This is a genomic window from Sphingomonas cannabina (assembly GCF_021391395.1).
Classification (GTDB): Bacteria; Pseudomonadota; Alphaproteobacteria; order Sphingomonadales; family Sphingomonadaceae; genus Sphingomonas; species Sphingomonas cannabina.
In genome coordinates, this window is the sequence record NZ_CP090059.1 from 4,134,533 (window position 1) to 4,149,935 (window position 15,403).

General features: G+C 70.2%; 15 protein-coding genes. 6 read left to right on the plus strand and 9 right to left on the minus strand.

Annotation, left to right across the window (positions count from 1 at the left end):
- Nucleotides 1-15: 15 nt before the first annotated feature.
- On the minus strand, nt 16-1,398 hold the full coding sequence (gene xseA / locus LZK98_RS19400; RefSeq protein ID WP_233784150.1) for an exodeoxyribonuclease VII large subunit: 1,383 nt from the start codon (nt 1,396-1,398) through the stop codon (nt 16-18).
- Here xseA and purD point away from each other — a divergent pair.
- The 3 genes from purD (at nt 1,397) to LZK98_RS19415 (ending at nt 5,369) form a co-directional block, all read left to right on the plus strand.
- The gene (gene purD, locus LZK98_RS19405) at nt 1,397-2,662 is read left to right on the plus strand and encodes a phosphoribosylamine--glycine ligase (RefSeq protein WP_233784151.1); all 1,266 of its coding nucleotides are present in this window, start codon (nt 1,397-1,399) and stop codon (nt 2,660-2,662) included. The two genes, xseA and purD, sit on opposite strands and share 2 nt — an antisense overlap.
- A 246-nt stretch (nt 2,663-2,908) precedes the next feature.
- Nucleotides 2,909-4,702 carry a vWA domain-containing protein gene (locus tag LZK98_RS19410; RefSeq protein ID WP_233784152.1) on the plus strand — a complete coding sequence of 598 codons (1,794 nt, stop codon included), beginning with the start codon at nt 2,909-2,911 and terminating at the stop codon, nt 4,700-4,702.
- 64 nt (nt 4,703-4,766) lie between these two features.
- Entirely contained in the window at nt 4,767-5,369 is a 603-nt protein-coding gene (locus LZK98_RS19415; RefSeq protein WP_233784153.1) for a hypothetical protein, read from the plus strand.
- 444 nt (nt 5,370-5,813) lie between these two features.
- Here the strand turns inward: LZK98_RS19415 and LZK98_RS19420 are convergent, their stop codons facing one another.
- On the minus strand, nt 5,814-7,118 hold the full coding sequence (locus tag LZK98_RS19420; RefSeq protein ID WP_233784154.1) for a hemolysin family protein: 1,305 nt from the start codon (nt 7,116-7,118) through the stop codon (nt 5,814-5,816).
- A gap of 131 nt (nt 7,119-7,249) precedes the next feature.
- Here LZK98_RS19420 and LZK98_RS19425 point away from each other — a divergent pair, with 131 nt between their 5' ends.
- Nucleotides 7,250-7,918 (plus strand): OmpA family protein, encoded by a 669-nt coding sequence (locus tag LZK98_RS19425; protein ID WP_233784155.1) that lies wholly within the window; start codon nt 7,250-7,252, stop codon nt 7,916-7,918.
- Nucleotides 7,919-8,081: 163 nt separating this feature from the next.
- Here the strand turns inward: LZK98_RS19425 and LZK98_RS19430 are convergent, their stop codons facing one another.
- Genes LZK98_RS19430 through LZK98_RS19440 form a run of 3 tightly spaced genes read right to left on the minus strand, consistent with a single transcriptional unit; the run spans nt 8,082 to nt 8,983 of the window.
- The gene (locus LZK98_RS19430; RefSeq protein ID WP_233786645.1) at nt 8,082-8,510 is read right to left on the minus strand and encodes a nucleoside deaminase; all 429 of its coding nucleotides are present in this window, start codon (nt 8,508-8,510) and stop codon (nt 8,082-8,084) included.
- Between the two features lie 39 nt (nt 8,511-8,549).
- On the minus strand, nt 8,550-8,744 hold the full coding sequence (locus LZK98_RS19435) for a YqaE/Pmp3 family membrane protein (protein WP_233784156.1): 195 nt from the start codon (nt 8,742-8,744) through the stop codon (nt 8,550-8,552).
- Nucleotides 8,741-8,983: a hypothetical protein gene (locus LZK98_RS19440; protein ID WP_233784157.1), complete on the minus strand. Its 243-nt coding sequence runs from the start codon at nt 8,981-8,983 to the stop codon at nt 8,741-8,743. Before LZK98_RS19440 ends, LZK98_RS19435 begins: the two co-directional genes overlap by 4 nt.
- 178 nt (nt 8,984-9,161) lie before the next feature.
- Between LZK98_RS19440 and rpmB the strand changes: the two genes are divergently transcribed.
- Nucleotides 9,162-9,458: a 50S ribosomal protein L28 gene (gene rpmB, locus LZK98_RS19445; protein ID WP_233784158.1), complete on the plus strand. Its 297-nt coding sequence runs from the start codon at nt 9,162-9,164 to the stop codon at nt 9,456-9,458.
- Here the strand turns inward: rpmB and LZK98_RS19450 are convergent.
- A complete protein-coding gene (locus LZK98_RS19450; RefSeq protein ID WP_233784159.1) occupies nt 9,455-10,486 on the minus strand; it encodes an esterase-like activity of phytase family protein in 1,032 nt (343 codons plus the stop codon). The genes rpmB and LZK98_RS19450 overlap by 4 nt on opposite strands.
- Before the next feature lie 163 nt (nt 10,487-10,649).
- On the opposite strand from LZK98_RS19450, the gene LZK98_RS19455 reads away from it, so the two are divergent.
- Nucleotides 10,650-11,021, plus strand: coding sequence for a glycine zipper 2TM domain-containing protein (locus tag LZK98_RS19455; protein ID WP_233784160.1), 372 nt, complete (start codon nt 10,650-10,652; stop codon nt 11,019-11,021).
- Between the two features lie 323 nt (nt 11,022-11,344).
- Here LZK98_RS19455 and phbB read toward each other — a convergent pair whose 3' ends face one another.
- The 3 genes from phbB to LZK98_RS19470 are packed head-to-tail and all read right to left on the minus strand — an operon-like array spanning nt 11,345 to nt 15,244.
- The gene (gene phbB / locus LZK98_RS19460) at nt 11,345-12,067 is read right to left on the minus strand and encodes an acetoacetyl-CoA reductase (RefSeq protein ID WP_233784161.1); all 723 of its coding nucleotides are present in this window, start codon (nt 12,065-12,067) and stop codon (nt 11,345-11,347) included.
- A gap of 31 nt (nt 12,068-12,098) precedes the next feature.
- Nucleotides 12,099-13,082 carry a ferrochelatase gene (gene hemH, locus LZK98_RS19465; RefSeq protein WP_233784162.1) on the minus strand — a complete coding sequence of 328 codons (984 nt, stop codon included), beginning with the start codon at nt 13,080-13,082 and terminating at the stop codon, nt 12,099-12,101.
- Nucleotides 13,079-15,244 (minus strand): xanthine dehydrogenase family protein molybdopterin-binding subunit, encoded by a 2,166-nt coding sequence (locus tag LZK98_RS19470; protein WP_233784163.1) that lies wholly within the window; start codon nt 15,242-15,244, stop codon nt 13,079-13,081. Before LZK98_RS19470 ends, hemH begins: the two co-directional genes overlap by 4 nt.
- Nucleotides 15,245-15,403 lie beyond the last annotated feature (159 nt).

Consider the following 15,403-nt stretch of genomic DNA (forward strand, 5'->3'; position numbering starts at 1 on the left):
TTCGCCTTGTTCAATTCAGAGCAGGTTCGGCTGCTCGGGTTTGGCGGCAGGATAGGGTTTCGCGCCCGCGCGCTCAACCCGCGCGTCGACGGTGCCGTCCTTGAAATGGAGCGTGAGCGCGCCGGCCCCGCGCGCGGCTTCGGCGCTCGTCACCACCTTGCCGCTGGGCCGCGCCGCGACCCAGGCATAGCCGCGTTCGAGCGGCTTGTCGGGATGCGCGGCGTCGAGAAGACGGCTTGCGGCCTCCAGTCGCGCCCTGGCGGCGGAGAGGCGGTTGGCCAGCATCGACGGGCGCAGCGCCCCGCCGGCGCGATCGAGCTCGCGGCGGGCGCGGACCAGGCGGCGTTCGAGGGCAAGGTCAAGACGCGCACCGAGATCGTCGGCCTTCTGCCGCTGCGGGCCGAGCAGCGCGTCGCGGCGCGGCAGCACGCGGACCAGCGCCTGGAGCCGCTCGCCCGCGCGCTCGTGATAGCGCCGCGCACAGCGCTCCGCACGCAGGCCCAGCGTGGCGATGCCATGCGCGAGCTCGGCCTTGACCGGCACCGCGATCTCGGCGGCGGCGGTCGGTGTGGGCGCGCGCAGATCCGCGGCATGGTCGGACAGGCTGGTGTCGGTCTCGTGCCCGACCGCGGAGATGATCGGGATCGAGCAGGCGGCGATGGCGCGCACCACCACCTCCTCGTTGAACGCCCAGAGGTCCTCGATCGAGCCGCCGCCGCGCGCGACGATGACCAGGTCGGGGCGCGGCACCGCCCCGCCCGGCGCCAGCGCGTCGAAGCCGCGCACCGCCGCCGCCACCTCGGCCGCGGCGCCCTCGCCCTGCACCTTGACCGGCCACACCACGACATGGGTCGGGCAGCGGTCCTCGAGCCGGTGGAGGATGTCGCGGATCACCGCGCCGGTCGGCGAGGTGACGACGCCGATCACGCGCGGCATGAACGGCAGCGGCTGCTTGCGTGCCGGATCGAACAGCCCCTCCCCGGCCAGCTTCGCCTTGAGCTTCTCGAGCAGCTGCATCAGCGCGCCTTCGCCGGCGAGCTCCATCCGCTCGATCACGATCTGATATTTGGAGCGGCCGGGATAGGTCGTGAGCTTGCCGGTCGCGACCACCTCGACGCCGTCGGCGGGCGTGAAGGGCAGCGCCGCCGCCGAGCCGCGCCACATCACGCCGTCGATCACCGCGCTCTCGTCCTTGAGGCAGAGATAGACGTGGCCCGACGAGGCGCGCTTGTAGCCCGAGATCTCGCCGCGCAGGCGGACATGGCCGAACTCACCCTCGACCACGCGCTTCAGCCGGCCCGACAATTCGCTGACGGTGAGTTCAGGCGCGTTGCTGCCGGGCGCGGGCTCGGCTACCAGCCGGCCGGTGTTGAAGTCGTCGTCGAAAGGGTCGGCCATGAATGTCCTGCTGGTCGGCTCGGGAGGCCGCGAACATGCGCTCGCGTGGAAGCTGGCGCAATCGCCGCGGCTCACGAAACTGTTCGCCGCGCCCGGCAATCCGGGGATCGCCGAACACGCCGAGCTGGTCGAGCTCAACATAGCCGACCACCGCGCCGTGATCGACTTCTGCCGACGCGAGCATATCGGCTTCGTCGTGATCGGGCCGGAGGCGCCGCTGGTCGACGGGCTCGCCGACAACCTGCGCACGATCGGCGTCGGCGTGTTCGGGCCGAGCAAGGCGGCGGCGCAGCTCGAAGGGTCGAAGGGCTTCACCAAGGACCTGTGCGCGCGCGAGGGCATCCCGACCGCGCGCTACGAGCGGGTCCATGCGCTCGACGGCGCACGCGCGGTGGTGGGCGAGTTCGGGCTGCCGGTGGTGATCAAGGCGGACGGGCTCGCGGCGGGCAAGGGCGTGACCATCGCCACCACCGCCGAGGAGGCCGATGCCGCGCTGGCCGGGCTGTTCACCGGACCGGGCGCCGAAGCGGTGATCGAGGAGTTCCTGACCGGCGAGGAGGCGAGCCTGTTCGTGCTGACCGACGGCGCCCATCTGATGCCGTTCGGCAATGCCCAGGACCACAAGCGCGTCGGCGACGGCGACGTCGGGCCGAACACCGGCGGCATGGGCGCCTATTCGCCGGCGCGGGTGCTGACGCCCGAGCTGGAGGCGCGCGCGATCGAGGAGATCGTGCGGCCGACGATCACCGCGCTGACGCGGGTGGGGACGCCGTTCCAGGGCGTGCTCTATGCCGGGCTGATGCTGACGGCCGAGGGGCCCAAGCTGATCGAATACAACGTCCGCTTCGGCGATCCCGAGTGCGAGGCGCTGATGCTGCGGCTGGAGAGCGACCTGCTCGAGCTGATGATCGCCGCCGACGACGGCACCCTGGCCGAGCATGAGGCGAGGTGGCGTGACGAGGTGGCGATGACGGTGGTGTTGGCGGCGCAGGGCTATCCCGGCACGCCCGAGACCGGCGGAACGATCGGCGGGATCGACGCGGCCGAGGCGGAGGGGGCCAAGGTCTTCCACGCCGGCACCAGGCTGGCGGGCGGCAAGCTCACCGCGGCCGGGGGCCGTGTGCTGGCGGTGACGGCGCTCGGTTCGAGCGTCGCCGAGGCGCAGGCGGCCGCCTATCGCGCGGTCGACGCGATCGACTTCCCCACCGGCTTCTGCCGCCGTGACATCGGCTGGCGCGAAGTGGCGCGGGAAAAGGGGGAATAACCTCCCAAGCTCCTCCCTGGCACGGGGAGGGGGACCAAGACGCGAAGCGGCTTGGTGGAGGGGGGCCACCGCCACGGATTCGCTCGGCGAGGGCCCCTCCACCACGCCCTTCGGGCGCGGCCCCCCTCCCCGTGCCGGGGAGGAGCTTGAGTGTCCCATTCATCCACCGCTCATCGCGCGAATGGCACGCTTGCACGCATGTTGGTCAGGTGACAACATATCATCATCACTGAGGGAGTGATGCCGATGCGTGTCCAAGCCGTGTCCTCGCTGGCGCTCTGCGCCGTCCTCCTCACCTCCGCCGCGCCGTCGCCGGTTCCGCAGTCTCCGCTGGAGAAGCGGATCCTGCCGCTGCCGCCCCAGCCCTCGCCGGTGCGCTGTCGGATGGGCGATCGCACCGTGCCTCATCCGGTCCCGGTCTATGCGCCGCAGCCGCGCGGCACCGTCGCGCCTCCTCCACCTCCACCGCCGCCACCGCCTCCTCCCGCCTCGCCGGTGGCGGTCGACTCGATCGTAGCGGAGGATGCCGGGGAGCTAGTGTTGGTGGCGACGCATTCGCGTCGGCAGCAGGCGCGGGTCGGCAAGCGTAATCCAAGCTACGCACCGCCGCCCTATGGCGCCTACGGCAACACCGAACGCTACGACGGCCGCGCCGTCGCCTCGATCCAGGATGTCGCGCAGGCGCCCGTCTCGACCTTCTCGGTCGACGTCGATACCGGCGCCTATGCGAATATCCGCCGTTTCCTGACGCAGGGCCAGCCGGTGCCGGCCGAGGCGGTCCGGACCGAGGAGATGATCAACTATTTCCGTTACGACTATCCCCGGCCGGGCGACCGCGCCGCGCCGTTCAGCGTCACCACCGACGTCGCGCGCACGCCGTGGAACGCGGACACGCGGCTGCTGAGGATCGGCCTTCGCGGCTATGACGTCGACATGACCACGCGGCCGCCGGCGAACCTGGTGTTCCTGGTCGACGTGTCGGGATCGATGGACCAGCCGGACAAGCTGCCGCTGGTCAAGACCGCGCTCGCAGGACTCGCCGACCAGCTCCGGCCCGATGACCGCGTCGCGATCGTGGTCTATGCCGGTGCCGCCGGCGTGGTGCTCGAGCCGACCAGCAGCAAGGATTACGTCAAGGCCGCGATCGACTGCCTCTCGGCCGGCGGCTCGACCGCGGGAGCGGAGGGCATCCAGCTCGCCTACAACATCGCGCGGGCGAACTTCCGCAAGGGCGGCATCAACCGCATCTTCCTCGCCACCGACGGCGACTTCAACGTCGGCGTCAGCGACAACAAGCAGCTCGAGGCCCTGGTCAAGACAAACCGCGACGACGGCATCACCCTCACCACGCTCGGCTTCGGCGAAGGCAACTACAACGAGGCGATGATGGAGCGCATCGCCGACGTCGGCAACGGCAACTATGCTTATATCGACAGCGCGATGGAGGCACGGAAGGTGCTGGACGAGGAGCTCAGCGCCACGCTCGTCACCATCGCCAAGGACGTGAAGGTGCAGGTCGAGTTCAATCCCGCCCAGGTCAGCCAGTATAGGCTGATCGGCTACGAGAACCGCGCGCTGGCCGAAGAGGACTTCACCAACGACGCGGTCGATGCCGGCGACATCGGCGCCGGGCATCAGGTGACCGCGCTCTACGAGATCGTACCGGCGGGGGCGAAGGGCTGGACGCCGGAGCGGCGCTACGAGGCCAACCGGCGGGCGCCCGGCGCCTCGACCGGCAGCGAGCTCTGTTACGTCAAGCTGCGCTACAAGGCGCCGGACGGGACCACCTCGCGCGAGATCAGCCGGCCGGTGCCGGCGTCGCTGCTGCGCACCGCCGGCGAGCCGTCCGGCGACATGGCGTTCGCGACCGCGGTCGCCGCCTTTGGGCAGAAGCTCAGGGGCGACAAGTATCTCGGCAGCTACGGCTATGCCGACATCCGACGGCTCGCCGGTGACAGCGGCGGCTATTGGCGGCAGGAGTTCGTGAAACTCGCCGAACTCGCCGACAAGGGCGGGCAGGCGGTCTCAAGCCGCAACTGAAGCGGCTGGACGGCGCCGCTCCCGAACGATTAGGCTCCGCGCCAATCGTTCGGGAGTGGACGTCATGGAAGAAAAGGGCACGCCGGTCGCGGGCGCGGCGGACAAGATGCAGGGGATGACGATCACCACGCTCGTCCTCGTCGCGATCGCAATAGTCACCGTGCTCGCGGCGATCTGGTGGGGCCGCAAGCTCCGCCTCCAGCGCAAGCGCATCGAGGCCGAACTCGCCAGGAGCCGGCAGACGGTCCATCCCGAGCCCGGCCAGGCGACCGAGACGGCGCCGCCTCCGGTCGCGCCGCCGCCACCGCCGCTGGCCGACACGCCGGTCGCCGCCGCGGCGCCGTTCGAAGCGGCGCCGGCGGCGATGGCGACCGACCTCGCGACACCCCCTCCCCCGCCGGCACCGGCGGTTCCGCCGCCGCCTGCGGGCGCGGATGACTTCACGCGGATGAAGGGCGTAGGTCCGAAGCTGGCGGCGCGGCTGAACGAGCTCGGCATCACCAGCTATGCGCAGATCGCCGCGCTCACGCCCGAACAGGCGGCCGACCTCGACGCGCAGCTCGGCACGTTCAAGGGCAGGCTGGTGCGCGATCGGTGGATCGAGCAGGCAGGCTATCTGGCGCGAGACGACCGCGACGGATTCGAAGCGGCGTTCGGGAAGCTTTGAGCCAGAGCGGCCCCTTCACCTCCATCAGCGACCGTAGCGGAGGCCGACTATTCCATGCGGACCCGCGTTCAGCTTCTCTTTCTCGCCTCGCTCCTGCTACACGCCTGCAATGCTGACTCCGAGAGGATCCGCAAGGCGGAGCAGCGGATCAGACACCTGGTGGGGGAAGAAAACAGACCGGAGTTCCGGAACGTGAGAGTCCCCGAAGGAACGAACACTGTCTGCGGGGAAGTGAGATATGTTTCTCCTGCCGGCATCAAAGGCAACTACAGGCGGTTTCATGTTGTATCGAAGATCGCTGAAATAGAGCCTTTCCCTCCACTCCTTCCCTATCCCACCGATCGCGAGCCGCGGAACCCTTGGGAGGAACGGGATAAAATATGCGCGAGATAACCGGCGCCATTTCAAGATGACCACCCAACGGTCGATCTAGGGTCGACGCCCTCACTCCACCCGGCTCACCAGCAGCTTGTCGATCTTGTGGCCGTCCATGTCGACGATCTCGAAGCGCCAGCCCTGCTCGACGAAGCTCTCGCCTTCCTTGGGCAGATGCTTGAGCACCGCCAGCGCCAGGCCGGCGACGGTCGCATAGTCGCGGTCCTCGTCGAGCGTCATGTCGAGCCGCTCGGCGAGGCGGTCGGCGGAGACGCTACCGGCGATCAGGAACGAGCCGTCCTCGCGCACCACCACTGCCGGCTCCTCGCCCGGCTCGACGTCCGAGGCGAAGCCGCCGGCGATCGCGGCGAGCAGGTCGTTGGGCGTCACCACGCCCTCGAAATGGCCGTATTCGTCGTGGACGAGGCCCATCGGCACCTCGGCGCGGCGCAGCACGCCGAGCGCGTCCATCGCGTCGACCTGATCGGGCAGCACCGGCGCCGGCTTCATCAGCACGCGCAGGTCGAGCGGCCTGCCCTCGATCAGCGCCACCGCGACCGAGCGCGCCTCGACCACGCCGATCACCGCGTCGATCGAGCCCTCCGCCACCGGCAGGCGCGTGCGCGGCGTCGCCAGCAGCGCGTTGCGCACGCCGATCTCGTCCAGGTCGACGTCGAGCCAGTCGACATCGGTGCGCGGCGTCATCACCTCCCGCACCGGCCGGTCGGCGAGGCGGACGACGCCCGAGATGATCGAGCGCTCATGCTCCTCGATCACGCCCGAGCGCGACGCCTCGGCGACGATCAGATGAAGCTCCTCGGCGGTCACATGATCCTCGGATTCGCGGCGCAGACCGAGCAGGCGGAAGACGAGCGCGCTGGTCTTGTCGAGCAGCCACACCACCGGCGCCGTTGCCCGCGCCAGCCACAGCATCGGCACCGCCACCAGCACCGCGATCGGCTCGGGCGAGCGGAGCGCGAACTGCTTGGGCACCAGCTCGCCGATGATCAGCGAGGCGAAGGTGGTGAGGCCGATGACGACGATATAGGCGATCGTCGCGGCGGTCTCGCGGCTGAGGCCCAGCGCCTCGATCCGGGCAGCCGTGGGCTCGCCCAGGCTCGCGCCCGAATAGGCGCCGGCGACGATGCCGATCAGCGTGATGCCGATCTGCACCGTCGACAGGAAGCGGCCGGGATCGGCGGCGAGCTGGATCGCGGTGGCGGCGCCGCTGCGTCCGGTGCGCACCATCGCCTCCAGCCGCGCCTTGCGTGCGGAGACGATCGCGAGCTCGCTCATTGCGAACACGCCGTTCAGAAGGACGAGCGCGAGGATGATCGCGACGTCGATCCAGGGAAAAGGGGGGAGCGCGTGCATTGACGTTCCCTCATTCCATAGCCGCGAAGCTTACGGTTTCACAACCGTCACGTCAGCACGGGTTCAGTGCGCAGGCGGAACAATGTGCGGCAATATGGGGTTCCAACGTCACGGAAACGGGAGGTTTTGACATGATCCGATCCAAGATTCTGCTGGGCGCCGCGCTCGCGTCGCTGACGCTTGCCAGTGCCTGCGTGACCGATCCAGAGACGGGCGAGCGGCGGCCGGCCAAGGCTGGCCTGGGCGCCGCGGTGGGCGCGGTGGGCGGCTATCTGCTCGGCGACCTGGTCGGCGGGCGGCGCGACCGCACCGAGAAGATCGTAGGCGCCGGCATCGGCGCGATCGCGGGCGCGGGCGTCGGCGCCTATATGGACAATCAGGAGCGCGAGCTGCGCCGCCGCACCGCCGGCACCGACGTGCAGGTGATCCGCCAGGGCGACGACCTGGTGCTCAACATGCCGTCGGGCATCACCTTCGCCTATGACAGCGACGCAGTGCAGCCGCAGTTCCGCGCGACGCTCGACCAGGTCGCGGACGTGCTGCACCAGTATGACCGCACCTATGTCGACGTCTACGGCCACACCGATTCGACCGGCAGCGATTCGTACAACATGGGCCTGTCGGAGCGCCGTGCGCGGTCGGTGGCCGACTATCTGGCGGCCCATGGCGTGCAGCCCGCCCGGATCGGCACGCGCGGCTTCGGCAAGACCCAGCCGGTCGCGTCCAACGACACCGAGGAGGGCCGCGCCGCCAACCGCCGGGTCGAGATCAAGATCGTGCCGATCACGCGGGAGGGGTAAGGGCCGGGACGATCGACATCAAATCCTCCCCCGCCAGGGGGAGGTGGCGCCGAAGGCGACGGAGGGGGAGGAAGCACACCGATAGCGGATCGCCATCCTCCCCCTCCGTCAGCCTTCAGCTGACACCTCCCCCTGGCGGGGGAGGATTGAAAGGGAACCCGCCCTAACGCCGCACCGCGAAGAACTCCCGCAGGAGCGCCGCCGCCTCGGCCTCGCCGATGCCGGCGTAGACCTCCGGCCGGTGGTGCAGCGTCGGCTGGGTGAACAGGCGCGGACCGTGTTCGATCGCGCCGCCCTTGGGATCGCTCGCGCCGTAATAGAGTCGCGCGATCCTCGCATGGGCGATCGCGCCGGCGCACATAGCGCAGGGCTCCAGCGTCACCCACAAGTCGCAGTCCTCGAGCCGCTCGCGGCCGAGCGCCGCCGCCGCCTCGCGAATCACCCGCATCTCGGCATGGGCGGTGGGATCGTGGAGCCCGCGCGGCGCATTGCCGGCGACCGCGATCACGCGGCCGTCCAGGACCAGCGCGGCGCCGACCGGCACCTCGCCCGCGGCGGCGGTGTCGTGCGCGGCATCCAACGCGGCGCGCATCGGGTCGGGGAGCGGAAACACCCGCTTCCCCTAGCCGCTTCAGGCGGCGCTTGTCGAAGGTTCGCCGATCGCCGGGTCGAATCGCAGCACCGTCCACAGCGCGAAGATCACGCCGGGCACGAAGCCGAGCAGGGTCAGCCCACAGGCGATCAAGAAGTGGCCGCCGCCCCCGCGTGCAAGATAGACGCCGAGCGGCGGCAGCAGCAGCGCGGCGACGATCCGGCCCGCGCTCACTGCGCCGCGGCGGTGTTGCCCGCCTTCTCGACATTGATCGTCGGCAGCGCGACCGTCTTGTTGACGGTGCCGACGTTGACGCTGCCGACGTCGGCCTTGAACTCGGGCGCCTGGCCGCCCTCGACGTTGATTTTGGGCAGGCTCGCCTGACGGGTCTGGTCGATGCTGACCAGCCCCAGCGCCATCAGCACGATCAGCACCACCACGGCGAGGCCGATCAGGGCGAGAAGCGTCCGCATCCTTAGTCTCCCGAAATTCGGTTCGTTCGCGTAATAACGCCTGGGCGGCGGATGAGGTTGCACGCTGAATCGGCGGCGACCGGCTGAATCGGTTGACTGGCGGGCCGTCTCCCGCTACGTGCGCCGCCTTTCCGGGCATGATCCTCTGGGGTCGGGCCGAAACTCAGGAACGAGCACAATGTCGCGCATTTGCGAGCTGACCGGCAAGGGCCGGCAGGTGGGCAACAATGTTTCCCACGCCAACAACAAGACCAAGCGCACCTTTCTGCCCAATCTGCAGAATGTGACGCTGATCAGCGACGCGCTGGGCACCAGCGTGCGGCTGCGCGTGTCGACGCATGGCCTGCGCTCGGTCGAGCATGTCGGCGGCCTCGACAACTGGCTGCTCAAGACCCGCGACGAGGACCTGTCGCTGCGCGCCCGCCGCCTGAAGCGCGACGTCCGCAAGAAGCTGGGCGAGACCGCCGCGGCCTAATCCGCTTTCGCCTGTGGCGAGACCGGCCTGCTTCCCTCCGGGGAGGCGGGCCGTTCGCGTATGGGGAGATCAAGCCGGAATTTGAGCAGCAGCGTACGCTGGAACCACGACGTGTTGTCGTCGGACACCAGCCAGACGATCGTCGCGCCGCCTTCGCGGGTGAGGGCGATCCCTTCGAAATTGTCGTGGATCAGCGGCGATTCGAGCGACGCGATCACCTGCCCCTGCACCCGCTGGCCCGGCTTGACCCCACGCGTATCGACGAGCGTCAGCTTGTTGACGAAGCCGGTCCCGAGCGTGAACCGCCGATTGAGCACCAGCAGCCGGCCGTCGGGCAGTTCGGCGGCATCGACCGGCTTGTACCGTTCGGGCGGCAGGTAGGCGAAGGCGAAGCCATGCCGCGGCGCCTCCACCGGATCGCCGAGGAAGCGCAGCACCACCTTGCCGCCGCCGGGCGCCTTCTCGCCTTCGGAGAAGACCAGGAAACCGCCCTCGCGCAGCCGCACCATCGCCTCGGCACCGCTGTTGAGCGGCCAGTCGCGCATCGCCGGCGGCGCGGCGGAGCCGTCCGCCCGCGCGAAGCCGGGAGCGTAGCGCCAGATCATGTTGAAGCGCTCGAATCCCACCCAGATGCGTCCGGTCGCGGGATCGCGCACCATCGATTCGCTGTCGCGGTCGAGCTTGCGCCAGCCGGTGCGGGGCCCGTCCGGCAGCGCACCGAACCGGGGATCGTGCGGCCGCATCGGCGATGCCATGCGGAAGCCGAACACCAGGCCGCCGTCCGACAGCAGGGTGAAGCGATCGCCCTCGACCGTCATCGACGAGAAGCCGCCGAACGCAGGATCGCCGCTCAGGAACTGGAGCCCGCCGAGGAAGGTCAGCGCGCCCACCCGCTGCGGGTCGCCGGGCCCGAGCGTCACCGGCCGCGTCCTCACTGTCGGAGTGCCGCGATAGAGCGGCAGACGCTCCTCCCCCGACCAGGTCGGGCAGAGCAGCAGCACGGCGAGGATCACGCGGAGGAAGCGCACACCTGCCGCTGTGCCCGAAGCGGAGCCCGAGCGGAAGGGCCCGGCTGAACGCCGGATAACCAACGGATTCAGGAACGGCTCAAGCCGGTTGTGCGAATCACGTGTTTGTCGACGGCGGTTCGAATCGCACCGGCGCCGGCACCAAAGCGCGAGGAGATAAACGATGTTCAACAAGCTGATGCTCGCCGGCGCCGCGTTCGCGATGGGTGCCGTGAGCCTGGTCCCGGCGCCCGCGATGGCGCAGCGCTACGACCGCGGCTACGGATACGGCCGCCATTACGATGGCTATGGCTATGACCGCGGCTACCGCAACTATCGCGGCCGCGACTACAACTACCGTTCCTACCGGGCGCGCGAGAAGTGCCGCGACGGTGACGGCGGCACCATCGTCGGCGCGATCGCCGGCGGCCTGGCGGGCAACGCCCTCGCCGGCCGCGGCGGCGACCGGACGCTCGGCACCATCCTTGGCGCGGGTGTCGGTGCCGTGGCCGGCCGCGCGATCGATCGCTCGGATCGCCCGCATTACTGCCGTTAATCGGTAGTCAGTACCCCCGCGTAGCGTATCGGGGCGAGGGGCCGGCTTCCTCCAGGGAGCCGGCCCCTCAGTTCGTTTGGTTCACGCGATGGCGTGAAGAAGGAGATTTGGTTCACGCGGAGACGCGGAGGACGCGGAGGTTACGTCGCTTTCCGCGCGCTCAGCCGCGCCAGCGGCTTTCACGCTTGTCGCTTGCTACAGGTTGAAAGGTCTCGCTGACGCGAGACGGAGGTCACAGGCGAGACACCTCCGCGTCCTCCGCGTCTCCGCGTGAACCAAATCTTCTTTTTCTTCTTCACGCCTCGCCAAAGCGAGCGCGCCGGTCAGTACATATGCTGCCCGCCATTGATACTCAGCGTCGATCCGGTCACGAATCCGCCATCCTCCGAGCACAGGAAGGTGACGCCCCGTGCGATCTCGTGCGCCTGGCCGAGGCGCCCGACCGGAATCTTCGCCACGATCTTCTCTAGCACGTCGGCCGGCACCGCCGCGACCATGTCGGTGTCGATATAGCCCGGCGCGATCGCGTTCACCGTCACGCCGAAGCGCGCGCCCTCCTGCGCCAGCGCCTTGGTGAAGCCGTGGATGCCCGACTTGGCGGCGGCATAGTTGACCTGGCCATACTGCCCGGCCTGGCCGTTGATCGAGCCGATGTTGACGATGCGCCCCCACTTCCGCTCGCGCATGCCGGGGAACACCGCCTTCGCCATGTTGAAGCAGCCGCCGAGGTTGGTGCGCATCACCTCGTCCCACATCTCGTAGGTCATCTTGAGGATGGTCGCGTCGCGGGTGATGCCGGCATTGTTGACCACTACGTCGACCGGGCCGAGCTCGGCCTCGATCCGCTTCACGCCCTCCTGGCACGCCTCGTGGTCGGCGACGTCCCATTTGAATGCGGCGATGCCGGTGCGATCGCTGAACTCCCGCGCGCGCTGCTCGTTACCGGCATAGTTGGCGGCGACGGTCATGCCCTGATCCTTGAGCGCGATGCTGATCGCCTCGCCAATTCCGCGCGTGCCACCCGTGACGATCGCTACCCGTGCCATGCATTCCTCTCCTTACCGACGGACCCCGACGCTAGGCGGCGTCGATCCACCCCGCAAGCTCGCGCGCGAGCAGATGGCGCAGCATTGCGACACCTTCGCGGCCGGCATTGAGACAAGGCAGATAGGCGAAGTCGGTTCCGCCCGCGGCGAGGAAAGTCTCGCGCCCGCGGATCGCCAGCTCCTCCAGCGTCTCGATGCAATCGGCGGCAAAGCCTGGCGCGACCACCGCGACCCTGCGCATGCCTTTGCCCGGGAGCGCGGCAAGCGTCGCGTCGGTGGCCGGCTCCAGCCATTTCGCGCGACCGAAGCGGGACTGGAAGGCGACGATCAGCTCACGGCCGAGCGCCTCCGACAACAGGCGCGCCGTTTCCCGGCAGTGATCATGATAGGGATCACCGAGCTCGCGCGTGCGCTGCGGCATGCCGTGAAAGCTGGCGACGATCGCGTCGGGCACGAAATCGAGGCCCGCCAGCGATGCCTCGACCGACGTCTTGAGCGCATCGATATAGGCGGGATCGTCGTAATAGGGCGGCAGCGTGCGCACCGCCGGCTGCCAGCGCATCGCCGCCAGCGCGGCGAACGCCCGGTCGTTGGCGGTGGCGGTCGTCGCCGCGCAATATTGCGGATAGAGCGGCGCGAGCAGGATACGCTCGCATCCCGCCGCCTTGAGCGCCTTCACGCGCTCGGCGATCGCCGGGCGGCCGTAGCGCATCGCCCAGTCGACGATCACCTCCTCGCCGAAGGCTCCTGCGAGCGCCGCCGCCTGCTCCGCCGTGATCGCGGCAAGCGGCGAGCCCGCCTCGGTCCACACCTGGGCATAGGCATGGGCGGACTTGCGCGGGCGGGTGCGCAGAATCACGCCGTGCAGGATCGGCCGCCACAGCGGCATGGGGATCTCGATCACGCGCGGATCCGACAGGAACTCGGCGAGATAGCGCCGCACCGCCCCGGCCTCGGCGGCGTCGGGCGTGCCGAGATTGATCAGCAGCACACCGACCTTGGCACGCGACGTCACAGCGGCAGCCTTCTGCGCCGGTTGCCGGAAAGCGACGCGATCGCATTGGCCAGCGCCGGCGCCACCACCGGCACGCCGAGCTCGCTCACCCCGCCCGGCTCGGCGTCGCTCTCGATCAGCTCGACGGTGATGTCGGGCGTGTCGGCGAGCCGCGGCAGGTCGAGGTCGCGGAAGCTGCGCGCATCGGCGCGGCCTTCGGTGTAGCCGGTGGACGCGCCGGTCGCGGCCGCGAGGCCGAAGATCAGCCCGCCCTCGATCGCCTGCAGCACCAGCTCGGGATTGATCACCCGCCCGCAGTCGACCGCCGCAACCATGCGGTCGACGCGCGGCCGGCCGCCGTCCATCCCCGCCTCGACCATCAGCGCGATGCGGCTGCCGCGGAAACGGTGGCAGGCGACGCCCTGCCCGCTGCCCGGCACCCCGCCCTGCCAGCCGCCCAGCGAAGCGATGGTGGTGAGGCACCGCGCCAGCCGCGGCTCCGCCCCGAGCATCGAGATGCGGTAGGACAGCGGCTCGGTGCCGGCGGCGTCGGCGAGCTCGTCGATGAAGCTCTCGGTCGCGAAGCAGGTCGCGAAATGCGCGCCGGAGCGCCACCAGCCGGCGGGGACGCCGGTCTCGGCCGGGTGGTGATCGACCGCCCAGGCGCCGATCCGGTAGGCGGGCGACGCCCCGTCCACCGCGACCGTATCGCCGGGCTCGTGCAGCGCCCGCGCGACCGAACCGGCGCCGTCGAGCCGCTCCGCCAGCTCATGGCCGAGCGAAGGGGTCGCGACCGCCGCCTGCCAGCCGAGGATGCTGCCCTCCGCCCCCAGCCGCGCCAGCATCCTGAGGCGCGCGGGCGGGCGCGGCGGCGGGCGCATCAGGCTCTCCGCGCGCGACCAGGTGAGCTGGACCGGCTTGCCGAGCCGGCGGGTGAGCAGCGCCGCCTGCGCCGCCGCCTCGCTCTCCAGGTTCGCGCCGAACGAGCCGCCGGCCATCATCGGGTGCAGCACCACGCGCTCGGGGGAGATGCCGATCGCCCGCGCCGCCGCCGCGCGCGTCGCCTGCGGCGCCTGGGTGGCGGCATAGAGGATCAGCTTGCCGTCCTCATAACTGGCGGTGGCGGTGACCGGCTCGATCGCGGCGTGGAGGCCGGTGCCGACGTGGTATTCGGCGCTCACCACATGCGCGTTGCTGAACACGGCAGCGAGATCGCCCTCGCGCGCGACGCGCTCGCCGGGACGGGCCAGCGCCTCTGCCAGCGCGCGGTCGATCGCGGCGTCATCGACGAGCGGCATCGGCGTCTCGAAGCGCGGATCGATCGCCTCCAGCGCGCGATTGGCCGCCCACCAGGTGTTCGCGACCGCCGCCGCCCAGCGCTCATGCTCGACGATGTGGAGCATCCCCGGCACACGCTCGGCGCCCTTGCGATCGACGCGCACCAGCCGGCTGCCGCCGACCGGCCCGTGGCGGACGGCGGCGAACACCATGCCGGGCAGGCGGACGTCGCCGGCGAAATTGGCCGAGCCGTCGACCTTGGCCGGCGCGTCGAGCCGGGGGGCGGGCGTGCCGGCGAGCCGGGCCTGGCCGTCGCGGGACGGGATGTCACCCGGCAGGCTTTCGCGCGCAGCCTCCGCCGCCAGCTCACCGAACCGCAGCCGCTCCTTGCCGTGTACGACGAAGCCCGCTTCAGTGCGCAGCGTCCGCCAGTCGGCGTCCCAGCGCCGCGCCGCCGCCTTCATCAGCAGCGCGCGCGCGACGGCCCCGGCCCGGCGGAGCGGCGCCTCGAACTGGCGGACCGAGCTCGACCCGGCGGTCAGCATCGGCGCCTCGCCGTCGAGCAGGTGCCGCCAGCCGGTATCGGGCCCGAACAGCGCCTCGGCGGCAAGCGGATTGGCGTAGAGGCCGTTCTCGGGCGCCGCCTCGACTCCCACCGTCCGCCAATCGGCTCCCAGCTCGTCCGCGACGATCTGAGGCAGCGCGGTATAGACGCCCTGCCCATGCTCGCATTGCGGCACGGCGACGGTGACATGGCCGTCGGCGCCGATCTTGATCCAGCCGGCGAACACCGTCTCGCCCTCGGCCGCCGGCAGGCCGACGACATGCATGCGCGGCCATAGCGCATAGGCGACCACCAGCCCGGCCGCGGCGCCGCCGCCGATCAGCAGCGTCCGTCGGTCCATGGGATGCTCGCCTTCATCCGCTCCGCTCTATCGCGACGCCGCGCCGGCCGCTAGGGTCCAGACCCATAACCGGCAACGGCCTGGACGGAGCGGATTTTGGTGCAGGGCTAGGAGCGAGGAAGGAGCGATGCTGATAGCATCGTGACTGACGAACGACGA

Bases quoted from the DNA above. Each gene is read 5' to 3' on its own strand.
- LZK98_RS19415 (WP_233784153.1), top strand. From the start codon at position 4,767: ATGGAAGAAAAGGGCACGCCGGTCGCGGGCGCGGCGGACAAGATGCAG.
- LZK98_RS19455 (WP_233784160.1), top strand. From the start codon at position 10,650: ATGTTCAACAAGCTGATGCTCGCCGGCGCCGCGTTCGCGATGGGTGCC.
- LZK98_RS19425 (WP_233784155.1), top strand. From the start codon at position 7,250: ATGATCCGATCCAAGATTCTGCTGGGCGCCGCGCTCGCGTCGCTGACG.
- LZK98_RS19470 (WP_233784163.1), bottom strand. From the start codon at position 15,244: ATGGACCGACGGACGCTGCTGATCGGCGGCGGCGCCGCGGCCGGGCTG.
- LZK98_RS19440 (WP_233784157.1), bottom strand. From the start codon at position 8,983: ATGCGGACGCTTCTCGCCCTGATCGGCCTCGCCGTGGTGGTGCTGATC.
- rpmB (WP_233784158.1), top strand. From the start codon at position 9,162: ATGTCGCGCATTTGCGAGCTGACCGGCAAGGGCCGGCAGGTGGGCAAC.
- purD (WP_233784151.1), top strand. From the start codon at position 1,397: ATGAATGTCCTGCTGGTCGGCTCGGGAGGCCGCGAACATGCGCTCGCG.
- LZK98_RS19410 (WP_233784152.1), top strand. From the start codon at position 2,909: ATGCGTGTCCAAGCCGTGTCCTCGCTGGCGCTCTGCGCCGTCCTCCTC.
- xseA (WP_233784150.1), bottom strand. From the start codon at position 1,398: ATGGCCGACCCTTTCGACGACGACTTCAACACCGGCCGGCTGGTAGCC.
- LZK98_RS19420 (WP_233784154.1), bottom strand. From the start codon at position 7,118: ATGCACGCGCTCCCCCCTTTTCCCTGGATCGACGTCGCGATCATCCTC.
- phbB (WP_233784161.1), bottom strand. From the start codon at position 12,067: ATGGCACGGGTAGCGATCGTCACGGGTGGCACGCGCGGAATTGGCGAG.
- LZK98_RS19430 (WP_233786645.1), bottom strand. From the start codon at position 8,510: ATGCGCGCCGCGTTGGATGCCGCGCACGACACCGCCGCCGCGGGCGAG.